Source organism: Actinomycetota bacterium (assembly GCA_014360645.1).
Taxonomy (GTDB): Bacteria; Actinomycetota; Geothermincolia; order Geothermincolales; family RBG-13-55-18; genus Solincola_B.
In genome coordinates this window covers 177,195-192,530 of the sequence record JACIXD010000004.1, presented here as the reverse complement: position 1 = coordinate 192,530, position 15,336 = coordinate 177,195, and the positions used below count along the sequence as shown (strand labels likewise).

The window sequence follows — 15,336 nt, the reverse complement described above, 5'->3', positions numbered from 1 at the left end:
TCTTGGTCGCGTTGATCCATATGTCCAGGCATCGGTCTCCCAGACTCCGCCGCCAGGGTGAGGGGGCGACATGACCTCCTACCGCACGGGACTTCTCGCGCCGCCTTATGGCACGGCTGCTGGAACGCCGCGCTCCATGCGGCGGAAGGGCTCGACCGGATAGCCCGGGTGCTTATGGAACAGCCAACTCGAGGACTCGCGAAAGAGCGGATGGTTTCCCCCCAATCCGACGGTGCTCGCAAGCATCCCCTTTACTACCGCATGGTAGCATACCGGATAGCGCCATTCAACCTCATGGTTCTCTCCTCTTCCGATTGCCGGAGCCTTGAGGTGGTTCGCGGTTTGGTGCTTGACCCGCGCTCTCAAGCCCGGCAGCTGACACGCCGTGGCCGGAAGCGGGTATTACGGGATTCCCGATGGCAGGGGGTTTAGGTTTGGCGGCCGGGGATATAAAGAGTATGGCGGCGTGATAACGGTCAGCATAGTAAACTAGGAAGTAAATATTGCTTTCCGCAGCTTTTGGGTTGCTGTATATTTATTGACAGGCGGTCGGTTTCTTGAAGGGGGTCGGTCCCGCGATCATGGGTGGCGCGGATGTCATGTTCGCGGATGGTATTTATTGCCACTTACACGGGATCGGGGGATACGGTCCCATGCAGGGGGAGAAGGTGAGGTAAGAAGGGGGTAAGCCATGAACGTGGCCATGCTGGGGGAACAGTATTACGAGAGGGTGGGAGAGGTGGTCTCCATCGTCTTCGAGGACCGCGAGTATTACAACACCGAGCTGCGGGACGCCTCCGGGCGCCTGGAACGCGCGCTCCGGGACCTAGGAGTGGGCGTGGGCGACGTGGTGGCGGTGACCATGTCCAACTGCCCCCAGGTCTTCGAGTCCTTCAGCGCCATCTTCGCCATGGGAGGGGTGGCGCTCCCCATCCTCTTCGTGCTCACCCCGCAGGAGATGCGCTTTATAGTTGAGGATTCCGGGACGGTGGCGGTGATAACCGACGCCGTAATCGCGCCCAAGGTGCTGGAGGCGGTGGAAGGGATGGAGCGGGTGCGCCACGTCATCGTGGTGGGGGGAGAGGACGGGGCGCGCACCCTTTCATACGAGCGCCTTCTCTCTTCGGGCCCCTCCGAGCTGGAGATCGTGGACCGCGAGCCGGACGACCTGGCCATGCTCATGTACACCTCCGGCACCACGGGCAAGCCCAAGGGGGTGATGCTCACCCACGAGAACCTCGTCACCTCCGCCGAGAGCGCCTACCGCGCCAACGAGGTCAAGGAGCCCCAGATCGGGCTGATGTGCCTGCCGCTGGCGCACATCTACGGGGTGGGGGCCATGAACGCCAGCAACTTCAACGAGTTCCCGGAGGGCAAGGCGATCATGATGCGTTGGTACGACCCCGAGGAGTGCCTGCGCCTCATCGAGCGTTACCGGGTCAATTTCTTCCCCGCCGTGCCCACCATGTATTCCCTCATCCTCAACCATCCCAACGTGGACAAGTACGATACCAGCTCGCTCAAGGACTGCATCGCCGGCGCAGCGCCTTTGCCCCTGGAGCTCCGCCGCGCCTTCATGGAGAAGTTCGGCTGCACCATGCGCCAGCTCTACGGGCTCACGGAATCCACGGGCATGGGGGCCTGCTTGCGCCCCAGCATGGAATGGAGGGACGGCTCCACCGGCAAGGCCTACGACAATATGGAGCTGGCCATCTTCGACGAGGACGACAACGAGCTCGGGCCGGGCGAGATCGGGGAGGTGGTCATCCGGGGACCCCAGGTCATGAAGGGGTACCTCAAGCGCCCCGAGGAGACCGCGGAGGCGTTGCGGAACGGTTGGCTGCACACCGGCGACATCGGGTACTTGGACGAGGACGGCTACCTCTACATCACCGACCGCAAGAAGGACATCATCATCAAGGGCGGCGAGAACATCATGCCCACTCAGATCGAGGAGGTCCTCTACCAGCACCCGGCGGTGGCGGAGGCGGCGGTGATCGGGGTCCCCGACCCCGATTACGGGGAGGAGATCGTGGCCTGCGTGGCCCTGAAACCGGGAGTGGAGGCCGCGCCCGAGGAGATCCTGGCCTTTTGCGAAGAGCGCCTGCCGTCCTTCAAGCGGCCCCGGGAGGTGCGCATCCTGCAGTCCCTCCCCAAGAGTTCCATCGGGAAGATACTGAAACGCGAGCTGCGCTCCCAGCTATAAGCATGGGGGTATCGCCAACACATCGAAGGTCCGGTATCAATCCTTTTGGCGGGTCGCCTTCCATAACCCGTACACCGGGAAGGGTCGCCGCATTCTCTCATGCGGGGAAGCGGCGCAATCCCAAGGGCGGGCCGACTCACCTTACGGCGGGTGGTATAGTATGGGCAAGCAAGGATTGTCCGGGATCCCAGCGCGAAAAGGGAAGAGGATGTGCCGGTCGGCGGCACGTTCCACCAAGGAGGTAGGCATGTCCGAGAAGGTATGGACGAAGGCGGCGGCGGCCATGATCGCGGCGGGGCCCGTGCCCATGCCCGTGAACGACACCCTGCTCGAGCTGCTGCGCACCATCATGGACGAGGAGGAGGCGGCCTTCCTGCACCTCTTCACCAAGCCGTCGCTGAACCTGGAGGAGATCAGGGAGCGCTGCGGCATGGAAGAAGATGCCATGAGGTCCATGCTCGACCGTCTCCTCCGCAAGGGAGCCCTGATGGTCACCACCAGCCGCAGCACGGGGGTGGAGGTGTTCACCATCATGCCCCCCTTCCCGGGCCTTTTCGAGCTGACCATGGTGCGGGGAGAGAAGGGGGAGAAGGAGAAAAAGCTTGCGGTGCTCTTCGAGAGGCTCTTCGAGGAACTCTCGCAGATGGTGCAGTCGAACTACGACAACGTGGTGGAGGCGCTCAAGGCCATCCCCCCCATAACCCGGGTGGTGCCGGTGGAGTGCGAGGTGGACGTAAAAGGGGAGGGCGTCATGCCCCTGGAGGACGCCATGGAGATCGCGGACAAGTTCGACACCTTCGCCGTCAGCCACTGCTACTGCCGCCACCACAAGGACCTCCTGGGCAAGAGATGCGAGGTCACGGAGGAGAAGGTCAACTGCCTCACCTTCGGGCGCTCGGCCCGCTTCATGATCGACTATGGTTTCGGCCGCGAGATATCCCGAGAGGAGGCCAAGAGGATCCTCAAGGAATGCGAGGAGGCGGGACTGGTCCACAAGTTCTTCCACGAGAAGAACGACCTGCAGCGGGACGAGTTCGCCATCTGCAACTGCTGCAAGTGCTGCTGCGGGACCTTCGAGCTGTATTACCGCGGGGCCGCCCCCATGCAGACCTACACCTCCTACCGGGCCGGGGTGGACGCCGACCTGTGCAACGGATGCGGCACCTGCATCGACATGTGTCCCATGGAGGCCATAGAGCTGGTGGACGACCTCGCCCGCATCGACGACGAGAGATGCATAGGCTGCGGCGTGTGCGCCTATCACTGTCCGGGAGAGGCCATGGCCCTGCGGCGGACCGGGATCAGGTCGGTCTTCGTGCCCCCTCGCCGCCTGGCCTGAGGGGGGCGTTCGGCCCGTACTGGCCTCCGAAGACGGCCGCGCCCGGCGTGACGGTCAGTACAGCAAGACCTTCGCGAAACCCTCGTACATGCCCTCGGCCACCAGCTTCCCGGATAGGGCGCTGAAGACGATGCCCCCCGGCCACACGGAGTAATGGCCGGCCATGTAGAGGTTCTTCACCGGGGTGGTGAACTTCCCGAAGCGCCCGAAGAGGGGGGTGTTGTACATGTCGTACGACCATCCCATGATGGAGCCCTGGGGGTTGAGGGTGTAGCGCGCCAGGGTGCGGGGGGTGGCCAGCTCGCGGTAGGCCACCCTGTCCCGCAGCCCGGGCAGGATGTGTTCGGTGTCCGCGATGACGTCCTCTAGCACCTTTTCCTTCAGGGCTCGGTAGGCTTCGTTGCGCGCCATGGGGTCCGCCGATCCCGTCCCCCATCCGTTCATCCAGTCGTAGGGCACGGGGATCTGCACGATGAGGGAGTTCTTCCCCTCCGGGGCCAGGCTCTTGTCGTGCATGGAACACCAGCTCATGAGGGCCCAACCCTTGCGGTGTTGCTCGGGGTCGTAGATGTCCTGGCGGTTGGAATAGGTCCTCCAGTGCACCACGTGGTGCGTCTTCATGTGCTGCGCCAGCTCGCCGTCGGACATGTCCAGCCCCAGGAAGGCGGTGATCACCGAGATGCTCACGGGGGCGTTCTTTATCCTCTCCCGGTAGCGGGCGGGAAAGAGGGAGGGGTCGCACATCTCCGTGACCAGGCGCTTGGGGTTGCCGGTGTTCACCACCTTTTCCGCCGCGAAGCGCTCGCCGGCGCGGGTCTCCACCCCCACCGCGGTGTTTCCCGAGGTGAGGATGCGGTCCACGGTGCAGGAGAGGCGCAGCTCGCCGCCCAGCTCCCGGAACCTCGCCGCCAGCATCTCCCCCAGGGCGGCCAGGCCCCCCCGGGGATAGACGTAGTCGTAGAGGAAGCTGTACCAGAAGGAGTAGTGCATGAAGAGGAGCATGTTGGTGTCCCCGAACTCCCCGAAGAGGAATGCCAGGCGCGGGTCCCGGAATATCTCCCGGCCCTTTTCGCTGCCGGACATGCGCAGGGTCTCGGACATCAGCCCCAGCATGGGAAGGCCCACCCTGGTCATCCTCGCCAGGTTGCGGAGCTTCTCGCGTCCCCTCAGGACGAGGGGGAACGGGGCGGACATGAGGTCGCGCATCACCGCGCATCCCGGCTCGATGAAGTCGAACCAGGCGTCGATGTCGACGGCGGATTCCGGGAAGAAGCCCTTGAAGTCCTCGCGCACCTGCCCGAAGTCGCGCAGGGTGACGTCGCAGTCCGGGGTGACCCAGCGCCACTCCGAGCGCTCCCACTGCCCCGGGTCGTATATCCCCAGGTCCTGGAGGATGGGGAAGAGGATGCCCACGTTCTCCGTGGACTGCGAGCCGGCATCGAAATAAAAGCCCTTGCGCCGGATGCCCTGGATGTTGCCCCCCACCGCGTTGCCGTGCTCGAGCAGCAGCACCCGGCGACCGGCGCGCGCCAGGTAGCAGCCGCATACCAGCCCGGCCACCCCTGCCCCGATGATCACGACGTCGTAGCGCTCACCGCTCCCGCTCATCCTCTCCCTCCTCTTTACCGCTGACCGCCTACATGACCTACGCGCTATGACCGCGCTGCATATGGCGGCCTCCGGACCGGCTCTCTTGCCGGCCTCGCCGTCGTTCCCTTCCTTGGAAGGCGGGTCGGCTCATCCCCTGCGCCGGGACCCGCGGCCCGCCTCCAGCACCAGCCCGAACAGCTCCCGGGAGGTAAATCGCGGCCTCCAACCCAGCTCCCGCTTGATCTTCTCGTTGCTTCCCACCATGGAATGGCGGAACATGTTTATCCAGTGCGAGGAGATGGGCGAGAGGCGTAGGCGGTAGGCCGTGTCCGCCAGGGCGCACATGAGGTCGGCGTTCACCGCCGGCGCCGCCATGCCGGCCCTTTTGATCATCTCCGAAAGCGCGATGGTGTCGTCGCTGGTCACGTGGTATATACCCCTGGCTCCAGAGATCAGCACCAGGCGGACGGCCTCCGCCAGGTCGTCCTCGTGGATGAACTGGGTATGGGGATCGGAGCCCCTCGGGCGCATGGCCAGCCGGCGGCCGAAGATGCGCGAGACGGTGTTGTCCATGCCCTCGCCCACGATCACGCACGGCCTGAGGATGGTGAAGGTGAGCTCTGGGTGCAGCTGGGTGAGGCGAAAGAGGTAGTGCTCTATCTCGGCCTTGCCGTAGGAGTAATAGCAGCGGGGGTCGCCCCGGGGGTATTCCTCCTCGTCCATGGGGAAGGGGTTGTCGGGATGTGCGCCGAAGGCGGCCATGCTCGAGAGCTGGATCAACCAGGGGACCCCGGTATCCAGGCAGGCGTGGAAGACGTTCCTGGAGCCGTTGATGTTGATGTCGTGGGTCTCCTTCTTGTCCCTGATCTCGTCCAGGATGAAGGCCATGTGCAGGGCCGCGTCGCAGCCCCGCAGAGCCCGCCTCACGCCCTCGCGGTCCCGCACGTCCAGGCGGTGAAAGCGCAGCTTGGACGCGGTGACGGCCGGCGGGCGCACGTCGATGCCCACGATCTCCTCGATGAACGGTTCCTGCTCCAGGGAACGCAGCACCACTCCGCCCAGATAACCGGATATCCCGCTGATGAAGAGCCGCAAGGCCGCCACCTCCCTTCCTTTGTCTCCGCCAGGATTGTAGCAGAAACACGGCCTGTTTGGATACCATGATTGACCATAGATTCAGGCTAGCTTTTGATAAGCGCCGCGGCTCCGGGCCTCCCCCGTTGACGTCCTGCGGCGCGTTCCCCCGGAGAGGGCCTTCCCGGCTGGCACTCAGGCTCCCTCCCGGCTCCGGCTCCGAGGGTCGGCGCGGAGGAGAGATAGGAGGGAGCTTTTCTCGCGGCGCAATCCCCCGTTCGATGGTTCCCCGTCGCCACGGGAGCGGTCTATAAGGTGGGAAAGGAGAGAGGGGAAAAGGCAAGGTCCCCGGGTTGGAGAAATCGCTCCGAGGCGGGGTCGCGGCGCCTCGCGGTGAAAGGAGTGAGCGTACAAGGGAAAGTCCCGGGCTCTCACCGGGAGCTGGCCCCCGGTTTTTCCGCCGCTTTACCACCGGACGGAGCGGGAAAAGGAGGGCTACGGGCTGTTTTGACTCCCGTGGCGGGAACGGGCGGCGGCAGGCTATCCGCAAGCGCCCCGGGGAACGGGTTCCGGACCTCGTGCCGGCGGGTTAGAATCTGGGCAGGGAATGCGTTGGCGGCGGTGACCGGGCGATAGCCGCGAGTGAAGGGAGGAGCATGGATATCCTGTTCATCTGCAAGACCCTTCCCCATGAAAGGGTCATCGGCGGTCCCATCATCATCTACAACCGCGTGCGCATCCTCTCCCGGCGGCACAACGTCTCGCTGCTCTCCTTCGTCTCCCCTGAAGAATGGGACCATGTGGAGACGGTGGCGCGTTTCTGCCGCGACTTCCGAGGGGTGCCCATGCCCGTCTACGACAATCCCCTGCGCAAGGCGCGGGATTTCCTCTTCTCCCCCGTTCCCATATATTTCTTGAACTGCCATTCCCCCGAGATGTATTCCGTGTTACGGGACATGGTAAGGAGCGCCCATTACGACGTGGTGGTGTCCGAATATTCCATGGTCGCCCAGTATCTCTTCCGCAACCCCGACCTCGCGGGCATCAAGCGGGTGATGTCGGTGCACGAGTGTTATTACCTGGCCCGCCGCAAGGCCTGGCGGGTGCAGCGCTTCTCGCGCGAAGGCCTCTCCGCCCTTGTGAACCTCAAGGGCCTGAGGAAGTTCGAGTTCGACATGTACGCGGACGCCGACCGCGTGCTGGTGCTTACCCCGGAGGGTCGGCAGGAACTGCTGGACATCCGTCCCGACCTGAACATCTCCGTGGTCCCCCACGGCGTGGATGTGGAGCACTTCTGCGCCTCGGATGAGTGCGAGAAGGAGCGTGCGGTGATGTTCCTGGGCAACTACCCCCACGATCCCAACCGCGACGCGGTAGTCTGGTTCCACGCCAACATGTGGCCGCGGGTCAAGGAAAGGGTCCCGGATGCGCGCTTCTACGTGGTGGGCAAGGACCCCACCCCGGACCTTCTCGCCATCGCGCGCCGCGATCCCTCGGTGGTGGTCACGGGAACGGTGGACGACGTGCGTCCCTACTTCGAGCGCAGCAAGGTGTTCGTGAACCCCGTGCGCATCGGGGGAGGCTTCAGGGGCAAGCTCCTCGAGGCCATGGCCATGGGGCTGCCCATCGTCACCACCGCCCTGGGGGCGGAGGGCGTGGAGGCGGAGAACGGCAGGGAGATGGTCATCGCCGACGACCCCGCCGCCTTCGCCGACGCGGTGGCCCGCCTGCTGGAAGACGACGAGGCATGCGCCCTGCTGGGGGAAAGGGCACGGGAGATGGCCGTGGAATGCTTCTCCTGGGAGAAGGGCGTGGAGGAGCTGGAGAAGGTCCTCCTGGAGGTGGTGGAGGGTCCGTAGGCGGGAATACGGGAAGGCCTTCTCCGGCTCCGGCCCGCCGCCGCGGCCGTCCCGGGCCGCGGTCAATGAGGACCGGAGTCCTCAGCCCAGGTCCTCCTCCAGCACCTCGAGCAGGTATTCCACCAGGCGGGGGCCGTACCCCTGCTCGGCGTGGCCGAAGGCGGGAAAGGTCTTGAGGCGGCAGCCGTCCCCGGCGCGCCGTGCCAGCTCGTGCGCCTGTTCCACCTCGAAGATGAAGTCGTCCTCTCCCTGGATGATGGTCAGGGGCTGCGGAACGATGAGCCTGACCAGGTCCGCGGGAGCTGCCTGTTTTTTCCATTCCCCGCTCACCCTCACGCCGTAGCGGCGGGCCGCCGCCATCCTCCCCAGGGGGTTGCCCAGGAGGGTGCGGATGAGGCGGGCTCCCGGGGCACGAGCGGAGGCGATGTCCGCGGGGACGCTGATCGCCACCACCGCGTCGAGCCCCCCGTGCAGGGCCGCGTAGCGCATGGCCACCACTCCCCCCATGGAAAAGCCCACCACCGCCAACCGCCGGTTCCCCTCCTCGCGGGCCAGCCTCGCCACCGCGTGGAGGTCCTGCGTCTCCCGGTATCCGAAGGTGGAGCGCCCGGGGGAGAGGCCGTGGCCCCGGAAGTCGAAGGTATAGACGGTATAGCGCAGGGAGAGGTCCTGAGCCAGGGCCACGAAGTCGCGGATGTTCTTGTTGCCCACGAAGCCGTGGCACATGACCACCGCCCTGGCGGGCTCCCTGCCCAGGCGCAGGGCGTGGATGGGCGTGCCGTCCTCGCAGGCGAGGGCATATTCCCTCGCGGGGACGGTGTAGGCCGCGAACATCACCCCCCGCGGCAGCGCCGCGTTTACGTCGCACTCCGGGGGCTGCGTCTTCGATCTTCGATCGCGGCGCGACGGGACCGTATCCTCGTGATCATCGACCTGATCGCAGGTCGGAGGCGCGGCTTCTCTCATCGCGACCCCTTTCACCGCCACCTATCGCCTGCATTCATCTTAGAAGGGCCGATCTGATTATATACAAGAACGGCATGCCGTAGCCCGGGGACACGGCCCGCCGGTCCCGGCCTGCTATACTGATGGTCGATGGATGGCGTACGGCGCGCGGGGCGGTGGCGGCCTCCCGGCTTTCCTGCCCGGTCTCGTGGAACAGGGAGGTGGGGGATGAAAAGGACGGCGGTCCTGCTGGCGGTGGCGGTGCTCCTCTTCAGCCTCGGCTGCGGCGGCGCGGCGGAGAAACAGGAGCCGCGCGGCGAGGGCGGGAACGGAGAGGTCGCCGTGGAGGAGGGGGGCGGCGACGAGGGACGCACGGCAACAAGCTCCCGAGCGGTGCATATGTGCGGGCGCTCGGTGCTCGGGGGGTGGTTCGATCACTGGGGTTGGGAATGGGACCCGGCCGACCCCGCCTTATTCCGCGGCTATTCCATGTTTTACCATGAAATGGAATCCCCACCCGGGATAGCGGACACGGCGCGGGAGGTGATCGAGGACCTCGCGGATGAGGGCGGAGGCATCGTCTTCTTCAAGCTCTGCTTCGCCGATTTCGAGGGAGGAGACCGGGATGACGCGGAGGCTAACCTGGAGAGGAACAAGGGGATCGTGCGGGCGGTGGCCGATGCGGCGGTGGAAGCGGGGAACGTCTTCCTGCTCCTGGGCAACGCCCTGCCCCTGGTGAGGGAATACTGCGACCAGTGGCTGGTGGACAACCAGAGAAGATACAACGCCTTCCTGGAAAAGCTGGCGGAGAGCCATCCGGGGAGGATCGTGGTAGTGGACCTCTATGGTACCCTGGCGGTCTCGGGAGGGTGGCTCAGGCCCGAATACGCAGCCGACCCCTACGATTCGCATCTCAACGACGCCGCCTACCGCGCCCTGGACCTTGTGCTGGAGGGGGCCCTCTCCGCCCTGGAAGGCGGCTGAAGGGCGGAGGCGCAAGGGGCATCTCCGGGCCGGCCGCGATACGGCGGGGAGACGGAAGGCAGCATCGATACGGTATAGGATTCTGATGACTTACTCTGGCGGGATCCCCGCGCATCGCGTTCTCGCGCGAACCCTCCTACGGCGATCCCGTTGCCGGGAGGTGCTGCCTCGCCAGGGGCGTGATGGTGAGACTTTCCCCGGAACGGGGGGAGGGCACGGTCCATAAGAAAGGGACGACATCCGCAACCCAATGAGGTCCGGTGTTCTCGGGAGCGAGGCGGACGTCTCAAGCTCCTCCGTAAATGAGCCTCTCGTTCCTCTCCAGGTATTCGGGGAGCCCGACGTGTCCCCAGAAGTCCTCCACGAAACGGCCCTCCACCATGCCGCTCTGGAGCCCCTCCACCAGCAACCTCACCTTCTCCACGCCGGCAAGGCCGGTGAGGGTGTTGGCGATGGCCGCGAGGGCCAGCATCTCGCCGGAGGCGCTCACCCCCACCTGCGCGGCGTCGGTGATTATCTCTCCGCTGACGTTCAGCGTGCATATCCCTCCCTCCACGGCGGTCTCGAGGACCCTGACGGTGTTGGGGAGCACGGGCTTCAGGGAGGAGCCCTGTCCGGGACCGGCGATGAGGGCCTCCATAGCGGCGCGGCAGGGCTCGGCGCCCTCCATCATCCTCTTCTCAGGCGCCAGCCAAGATCCTTCGGGGGTGTCGTAGCGGAAATAGAGGGTCACCTCCACGGTGCCTACCTCTGCAGTCTCGCCGTCTCCGCGCTCCGCTCCGTCCGATTCGACGGGCTCATCGCCTCTATTGCCCTCCGTTCTCCAGCAGGCGCAGTTCGAGCCCACGAGGAGCAGGCAGAGCAGAGACGCCAGGGCCAGCCCGAGCAGCGGTCCGATCTTCCCGCGCAAGGCGAACGACCTCCTTTCCTGTCCGGCCACGACGTTATCGACTTCTTAGATGATACCGCATCGCCGGCGGTCTGGCCTCCGGCCGATGCCGGGCGTGAACCGAGCCGCCGCAAGCCGGCTCAAGGGCTATCCTGTCCTGCCGAAGATATAGGCGGTAGGAGGGGGGATGATACGCACGGGAACGGGGAGGGTCATGGCCATGGACGGGGAGAACACGGAAAGCGCGGTCCTTGAGGAGAGGCCGGGGTTCTTCGCGCGCCTGCACGGGGAATGGCTGGAGATCCTGGCCACCGCACTCCTGGCCCTGGCGACCGTGGCGTCTGCCTGGAGCGCGTACCAGGCATCGCGCTGGCGCAGCAGGGAGACGTTGCTCCTCAGCGCGTCGAACTCCGCCCGCGTCCACGCCGACGAGGCGGGCGACCTGGCGGATACGGAGCTCACCATCGACGTCACCATGTTCCTCGATTACCTGAAGGCCCTCGGCGCGGGAGACCGGGATACGGTGCTGCGTTACGAGGAAGGGCTCTTCCGCGAAGAGATGAAGGCGGCGGTAGAGGTCTGGAAACCGGCATACACGGAACGGTCGCCGACGGCTCCCGCAACGCCCTTCGAGCTGCCCGAGTACCGTAACGCGAACCGTGAGCAGGCGCAGGAATTGGAGCGGGAGGCTGACGCAAAGAAAGAAGAGGCCAGGAAAGCCCTGGAGAACTCCGACAGATATGTGCTGCTCACGGTGCTCTTCGCGGCGGTGCTCTTCTTCGCGGGTCTCTGCAGCAAGTTCAAGGTGCCGGGAGCACGGGTCGGCGTTCTGGTCATGGGGTACGCCCTGTTCCTCGTGTCCATGGTCTTCCTGGCGCTGCGGCCTATTGCCTGAGGGGGGAGCATATGAGCCGGAGCCGCCGGTAGCCCGCGTCGCCGCGGCTCAATCGCCTTCCCTGCCGGAAGTCTCCGGCGGCTGTCCCGGGCTTTCGGGGACGGCGCCCGATCTCCAGGAGCTTCGCCGCCCGGGCGCGGGAACGGCCTACCGCCGCCGTACCCGTTGTGCCGGGCCGCGGCACATCTCCGCCGGGCACGGCCCGCGAACCCGCCCCCCGGGGCAGCTCCCGGCCGCCCCGGGCTCCCCCCCACCCCTGACCTTTCACCTTGAAGGACGGGCGGACGATGTGAAAGAATATGCGGTGCCGCCGCGGGACGGCGGCGCGAGGAGGCAAAAGCGATGTTGGTGGATCTGCACGTGCACACCTCCGTCTCATCGCCCTGTTCACAGATCGAGCCCCGCATGCTCATCAGGACGGCGGCGGAGATCGGGCTTGACGCGGTATGCGTGACCGAGCACGAGGAGCTGGAGGGCGCGGAGGTAGCGAGGCGCCTGGGCGAGGAGGCGGGGTTCCCCGTTTTTCGCGGCGTGGAGGTATACACGGAGTACGGGGACATGCTGGTCTTCGGCGCCTGCCGCGAGCGTTATCCCGTCACCACGCCCTTCGCGGAGTTGCTGGAGGAGGTAAAGAGCGGGGGAGGGGTGATCATCCCCTGCCATCCTTGCCGGGGGTCGCTGGGTTTTCACCACGTCCTGGGCGAGGAGAGAGCGGAGTTTCTGCTCTCCAACGTGGATGCCATAGAGGTGCGCAACGGGGGCTCCAGCCCGGAGTCGAACCAGGCGGCCGAGGCCTACGCGCGCAGATATGGCCTGCCCGGGGTGGGAGGTAGCGATGCCCACTTCCTCATGCAGTTGGGCCGCTGTCTCACCGTTTTCGAACGCGAGCTGGGGAGCGAGGAGGAACTGGTGGAGGAGATCAGGGCGGGAAGGTGCCGGGCGGCCTACGCGGCGGAGGCGGAGGGCATCAGGACTACGGCGTTCTGGAGGTAGCACTTGATCATCGACCTGCACATCCACACCAACCTGGGATCCATCTGCTCCCAGCTCGGGCCCGTGGAGCTGCTGGACAGGGTGCGGGAGCTGGGCATCGACGCCATCTGCGTGACCGAGCACCATTCCCACCGCGGCGCCCACAAGATGGTGGAGTTCGCGCGCGGCAGCGGCTACCCCGTCTTCAGGGGGGTCGAGATATACACCGAGCTGGGCGACATGCTGGTGTACGGCATGAAGCGAGACACCAGGTACCATCTGACCACCTTCGAGGAGCTGCTGGAGATGGCGGAGGAGGACGGAGCGGTTATCATCCCCGCCCACCCCTGCCGCGGTTGGGGCCGCCAGCACAAGCACGCTCATAACTTTCCCCGCGAGCTCCTGGGGCACATCGTGGCCATCGAGACCCTTAACGGGGCGAACACCGTGCGCAGCAACGACAAGGCCCTCGCCCTGGCCGAGGAGTTGGGCCTGCGCGGGACGGGCGGGAGCGACGCCCACGCGTTATGGCAGGTGGGCAAGTGCGTGACCGTCTTCGAACGGGACATCGCCAGCGAGGAGGAGCTGGTGGAGGAGCTGCGCGCGGGCAGGTTCTACGCCACCTACCTGGATGAGCTGAAAAAATAAATGGGGTCAGCCCCGGACATGGGACATTTGCGGGAATCGCAGCCTCGATCTTCGATGATGAGATGACGCGATTCCCCTCCACTCATCACTGAGTCGAGGACCAGATCCATCAATCCGTCGGTGAACTCTGCATAGCGCAGCAGTCTGAGCTCGAGGCTACGACCCCTTGCTGATGCGGAAGCGGCACCGCTCGTCGCCGCGGGGCAGGGACTCCAGCACCTCGATGCGGAAATCTCCGCCCAGGTGGGAGACGAGGCCGGTGAACTCGTGTCGGGAGCAGCTCTCCTCGCAGTCGATGTCGATGTGCTTGAAGTACCAGTCGTACCAGGGATCCCGGCGGATGGTGAGGTAGCCCACATCGCCGTCCAGCTCGGCGTAGATCTGTTTCAGTTTGGGCAGGTAGGCCAGGGACTCGTTGTTGAGCAGCAGCAGAAGGCGAAGCGCGTCCTCTACCGTGGGCTTCAGGCGGTAGACCTTGACCAGCCTCTTGCCCGCGCTCCAGCCAACCCCGTGCATGGCCGCGTTGACCAGGGCCTGCTTCTGTTCCCGGGTCAGGCTGGAGGAGGCGTATTGCGCGATATCGTTGAACACCCCCATGAGGGCTGCATAAAGGGTACGGTACTTGTCGTCCACGGACATGGCGGGGCATACCAGCATCTCCATCTCCCATCACCTCCCGGAGCCATTCTAACATCCCAGGGGCGCCAGGATAAGGCATGGTAGGGGGACTGCAAAGCCTGTGCAGAGGAGGCCTGACGGGGGCTCCGCTAACGCCGGGTCATTTTTCGAGGGGTAGGTGAGACCCTACGGCACGGCTCCTTGGGCCAAGCTCTCTTCCCCGCGGCCATTTATATTGGACGGCGCCTTGTATCCCCGTGCCCGAGGATCGAAGAGGTGACCGCTCCGGGGCTATTCGAAGGTCACGTTCTGGCGCAGGAACTCGATCACCTCGACCCCGTTCGGGTCCAGGCCCTCCACCACGATGGCGAAGGCGGAGCTCTCCTTGATGATCCACAGGGTATCCACCGTGAAGGCGTACTGCTGGATGCCCAGGGAGGTGGTCATATGCAGGGCGGCCTCCCCCCCGGCCAGCCTTATCACCTCGTACTTTTCCAGCCGGGGGTTCAGGTCCGGCTGTGCCTCCAGCATGCCGCTGGAGAAGGCCTCCGTCCACTCGTCCTTATGATCGTAGAAGTACTTCTCCATCTCCTCGGGGTCCTTGCCCGAGGGCGCGTCGGAGAAGGGCACGTCCTGGTGCAACACGAAGACGAAGTTGGTCCGGGAATCGTCTATGAACACCTCATCCAGGGATACGCCCTTGGCGGAGTCAGCGAGACCCTTCTCGGCTTGCTTGACCATGTCCTCATCGGCTCTGGAATATCCGGGGGGTGGGTCGACCTTGATGGTATAGGTCTTTCCGCGGAGGAGGAAAAAGGCCAGCAGCCCCGCCGCCATGACCGCCAGTGCCACCACCAGCACCAGCGCGAAGACGTTCCTGGGAACGCGTTTTCCGACGGGGTGGGGATGGAAGCCGGGCGGAAGAGCGCCCGGGACCGGGGCCCGACCCGCCGGGGCCGGCGGAGGTTGGACCGCCTGCGGGGGGGCGGGGTAAGAGGGAGGGACAGCCTCCCAGGGAGCCCCGACCGCCGGCGCCGTTCCTGCGGCGGCTCCGCCTTCCGGCGTGACCGCTCCCGCCTCCGCCTCTCCGGAGAAGCGGTATTCGCAGAGGTAGCACCACTCGGCCTGTTCGCCGTTGTCGGCTCCGCAGCGGGGACACTTCATCTTTCACACCCCCTGATATCGGGCCTCGAGTATTTCCAGGCCGGACCGTCATTCACATAAGTGTGTTGTCGTTCTCATGCGGCGTATACTTTAACCTCGCGATGCCCCGGGGACCCGAGGAGGCGGTCCGGGATCCGGCTCGCATGCCGGTAC

Annotated in this window: 13 protein-coding genes; 7 read left to right on the top strand and 6 right to left on the bottom strand. The window is 65.4% G+C overall.

Annotation, left to right across the window (positions count from 1 at the left end; genetic code table 11):
* The first annotated feature begins 691 nt into the window (after window positions 1-691).
* Together H5T74_05000 and H5T74_04995 are read left to right on the top strand one after the other, a co-directional pair.
* Window positions 692-2,206, top strand: a complete 1,515-nt coding sequence (locus H5T74_05000) for a long-chain-fatty-acid--CoA ligase (GenBank protein MBC7229735.1) — start codon at window positions 692-694, stop codon at window positions 2,204-2,206.
* Window positions 2,207-2,453: 247 nt separating this feature from the next.
* Window positions 2,454-3,545, top strand: a complete 1,092-nt coding sequence (locus H5T74_04995) for a 4Fe-4S binding protein (protein ID MBC7229734.1) — start codon at window positions 2,454-2,456, stop codon at window positions 3,543-3,545.
* Window positions 3,546-3,599: 54 nt separating this feature from the next.
* Here the strand turns inward: H5T74_04995 and H5T74_04990 are convergent, their stop codons facing one another.
* Entirely contained in the window at window positions 3,600-5,153 is a 1,554-nt protein-coding gene (locus H5T74_04990) for an NAD(P)/FAD-dependent oxidoreductase (GenBank protein ID MBC7229733.1), read from the bottom strand.
* Between the two features lie 129 nt (window positions 5,154-5,282).
* Window positions 5,283-6,239, bottom strand: a complete 957-nt coding sequence (locus tag H5T74_04985) for an NAD-dependent epimerase/dehydratase family protein (GenBank protein ID MBC7229732.1) — start codon at window positions 6,237-6,239, stop codon at window positions 5,283-5,285.
* Between the two features lie 626 nt (window positions 6,240-6,865).
* Between H5T74_04985 and H5T74_04980 the strand changes: the two genes are divergently transcribed.
* Window positions 6,866-8,068 (top strand): glycosyltransferase, encoded by a 1,203-nt coding sequence (locus H5T74_04980; protein MBC7229731.1) that lies wholly within the window; start codon window positions 6,866-6,868, stop codon window positions 8,066-8,068.
* Window positions 8,069-8,149: 81 nt separating this feature from the next.
* Here H5T74_04980 and H5T74_04975 read toward each other — a convergent pair whose 3' ends face one another.
* Entirely contained in the window at window positions 8,150-8,902 is a 753-nt protein-coding gene (locus H5T74_04975) for an alpha/beta fold hydrolase (GenBank protein ID MBC7229730.1), read from the bottom strand.
* Between the two features lie 339 nt (window positions 8,903-9,241).
* Between H5T74_04975 and H5T74_04970 the strand changes: the two genes are divergently transcribed.
* A complete protein-coding gene (locus H5T74_04970; protein MBC7229729.1) occupies window positions 9,242-9,997 on the top strand; it encodes an SGNH/GDSL hydrolase family protein in 756 nt (251 codons plus the stop codon).
* 286 nt (window positions 9,998-10,283) lie between these two features.
* Here the strand turns inward: H5T74_04970 and H5T74_04965 are convergent, their stop codons facing one another.
* Complete coding sequence (locus tag H5T74_04965; protein ID MBC7229728.1) at window positions 10,284-10,907, bottom strand: GerMN domain-containing protein; 624 nt, start codon at window positions 10,905-10,907, stop codon at window positions 10,284-10,286.
* A gap of 166 nt (window positions 10,908-11,073) precedes the next feature.
* Here H5T74_04965 and H5T74_04960 point away from each other — a divergent pair, with 166 nt between their 5' ends.
* The 3 genes from H5T74_04960 (at window position 11,074) to H5T74_04950 (ending at window position 13,401) form a co-directional block, all read left to right on the top strand.
* A complete protein-coding gene (locus H5T74_04960) occupies window positions 11,074-11,781 on the top strand; it encodes a hypothetical protein (protein ID MBC7229727.1) in 708 nt (235 codons plus the stop codon).
* A 342-nt stretch (window positions 11,782-12,123) separates the two neighbouring features.
* Complete coding sequence (locus H5T74_04955; protein ID MBC7229726.1) at window positions 12,124-12,774, top strand: PHP domain-containing protein; 651 nt, start codon at window positions 12,124-12,126, stop codon at window positions 12,772-12,774.
* A 3-nt stretch (window positions 12,775-12,777) separates the two neighbouring features.
* Window positions 12,778-13,401: a PHP domain-containing protein gene (locus H5T74_04950; GenBank protein MBC7229725.1), complete on the top strand. Its 624-nt coding sequence runs from the start codon at window positions 12,778-12,780 to the stop codon at window positions 13,399-13,401.
* 156 nt (window positions 13,402-13,557) lie between these two features.
* On the opposite strand, the gene H5T74_04945 is transcribed toward H5T74_04950, so the two are convergent.
* Together H5T74_04945 and H5T74_04940 are read right to left on the bottom strand one after the other, a co-directional pair.
* Entirely contained in the window at window positions 13,558-14,064 is a 507-nt protein-coding gene (locus H5T74_04945) for a hypothetical protein (protein ID MBC7229724.1), read from the bottom strand.
* A gap of 246 nt (window positions 14,065-14,310) precedes the next feature.
* Window positions 14,311-15,183, bottom strand: a complete 873-nt coding sequence (locus H5T74_04940) for a hypothetical protein (protein MBC7229723.1) — start codon at window positions 15,181-15,183, stop codon at window positions 14,311-14,313.
* Window positions 15,184-15,336: the final 153 nt, after the last annotated feature.

Bases quoted from the DNA above. Each gene is read 5' to 3' on its own strand.
- H5T74_05000 (MBC7229735.1), top strand. From the start codon at position 692: ATGAACGTGGCCATGCTGGGGGAACAGTATTACGAGAGGGTGGGAGAG.
- H5T74_04995 (MBC7229734.1), top strand. From the start codon at position 2,454: ATGTCCGAGAAGGTATGGACGAAGGCGGCGGCGGCCATGATCGCGGCG.
- H5T74_04990 (MBC7229733.1), bottom strand. From the start codon at position 5,153: ATGAGCGGGAGCGGTGAGCGCTACGACGTCGTGATCATCGGGGCAGGG.
- H5T74_04980 (MBC7229731.1), top strand. From the start codon at position 6,866: ATGGATATCCTGTTCATCTGCAAGACCCTTCCCCATGAAAGGGTCATC.
- H5T74_04975 (MBC7229730.1), bottom strand. From the start codon at position 8,902: ATGTTCGCGGCCTACACCGTCCCCGCGAGGGAATATGCCCTCGCCTGC.
- H5T74_04970 (MBC7229729.1), top strand. From the start codon at position 9,242: ATGAAAAGGACGGCGGTCCTGCTGGCGGTGGCGGTGCTCCTCTTCAGC.
- H5T74_04960 (MBC7229727.1), top strand. From the start codon at position 11,074: ATGATACGCACGGGAACGGGGAGGGTCATGGCCATGGACGGGGAGAAC.
- H5T74_04955 (MBC7229726.1), top strand. From the start codon at position 12,124: ATGTTGGTGGATCTGCACGTGCACACCTCCGTCTCATCGCCCTGTTCA.
- H5T74_04945 (MBC7229724.1), bottom strand. From the start codon at position 14,064: ATGGAGATGCTGGTATGCCCCGCCATGTCCGTGGACGACAAGTACCGT.
- H5T74_04940 (MBC7229723.1), bottom strand. From the start codon at position 15,183: ATGAAGTGTCCCCGCTGCGGAGCCGACAACGGCGAACAGGCCGAGTGG.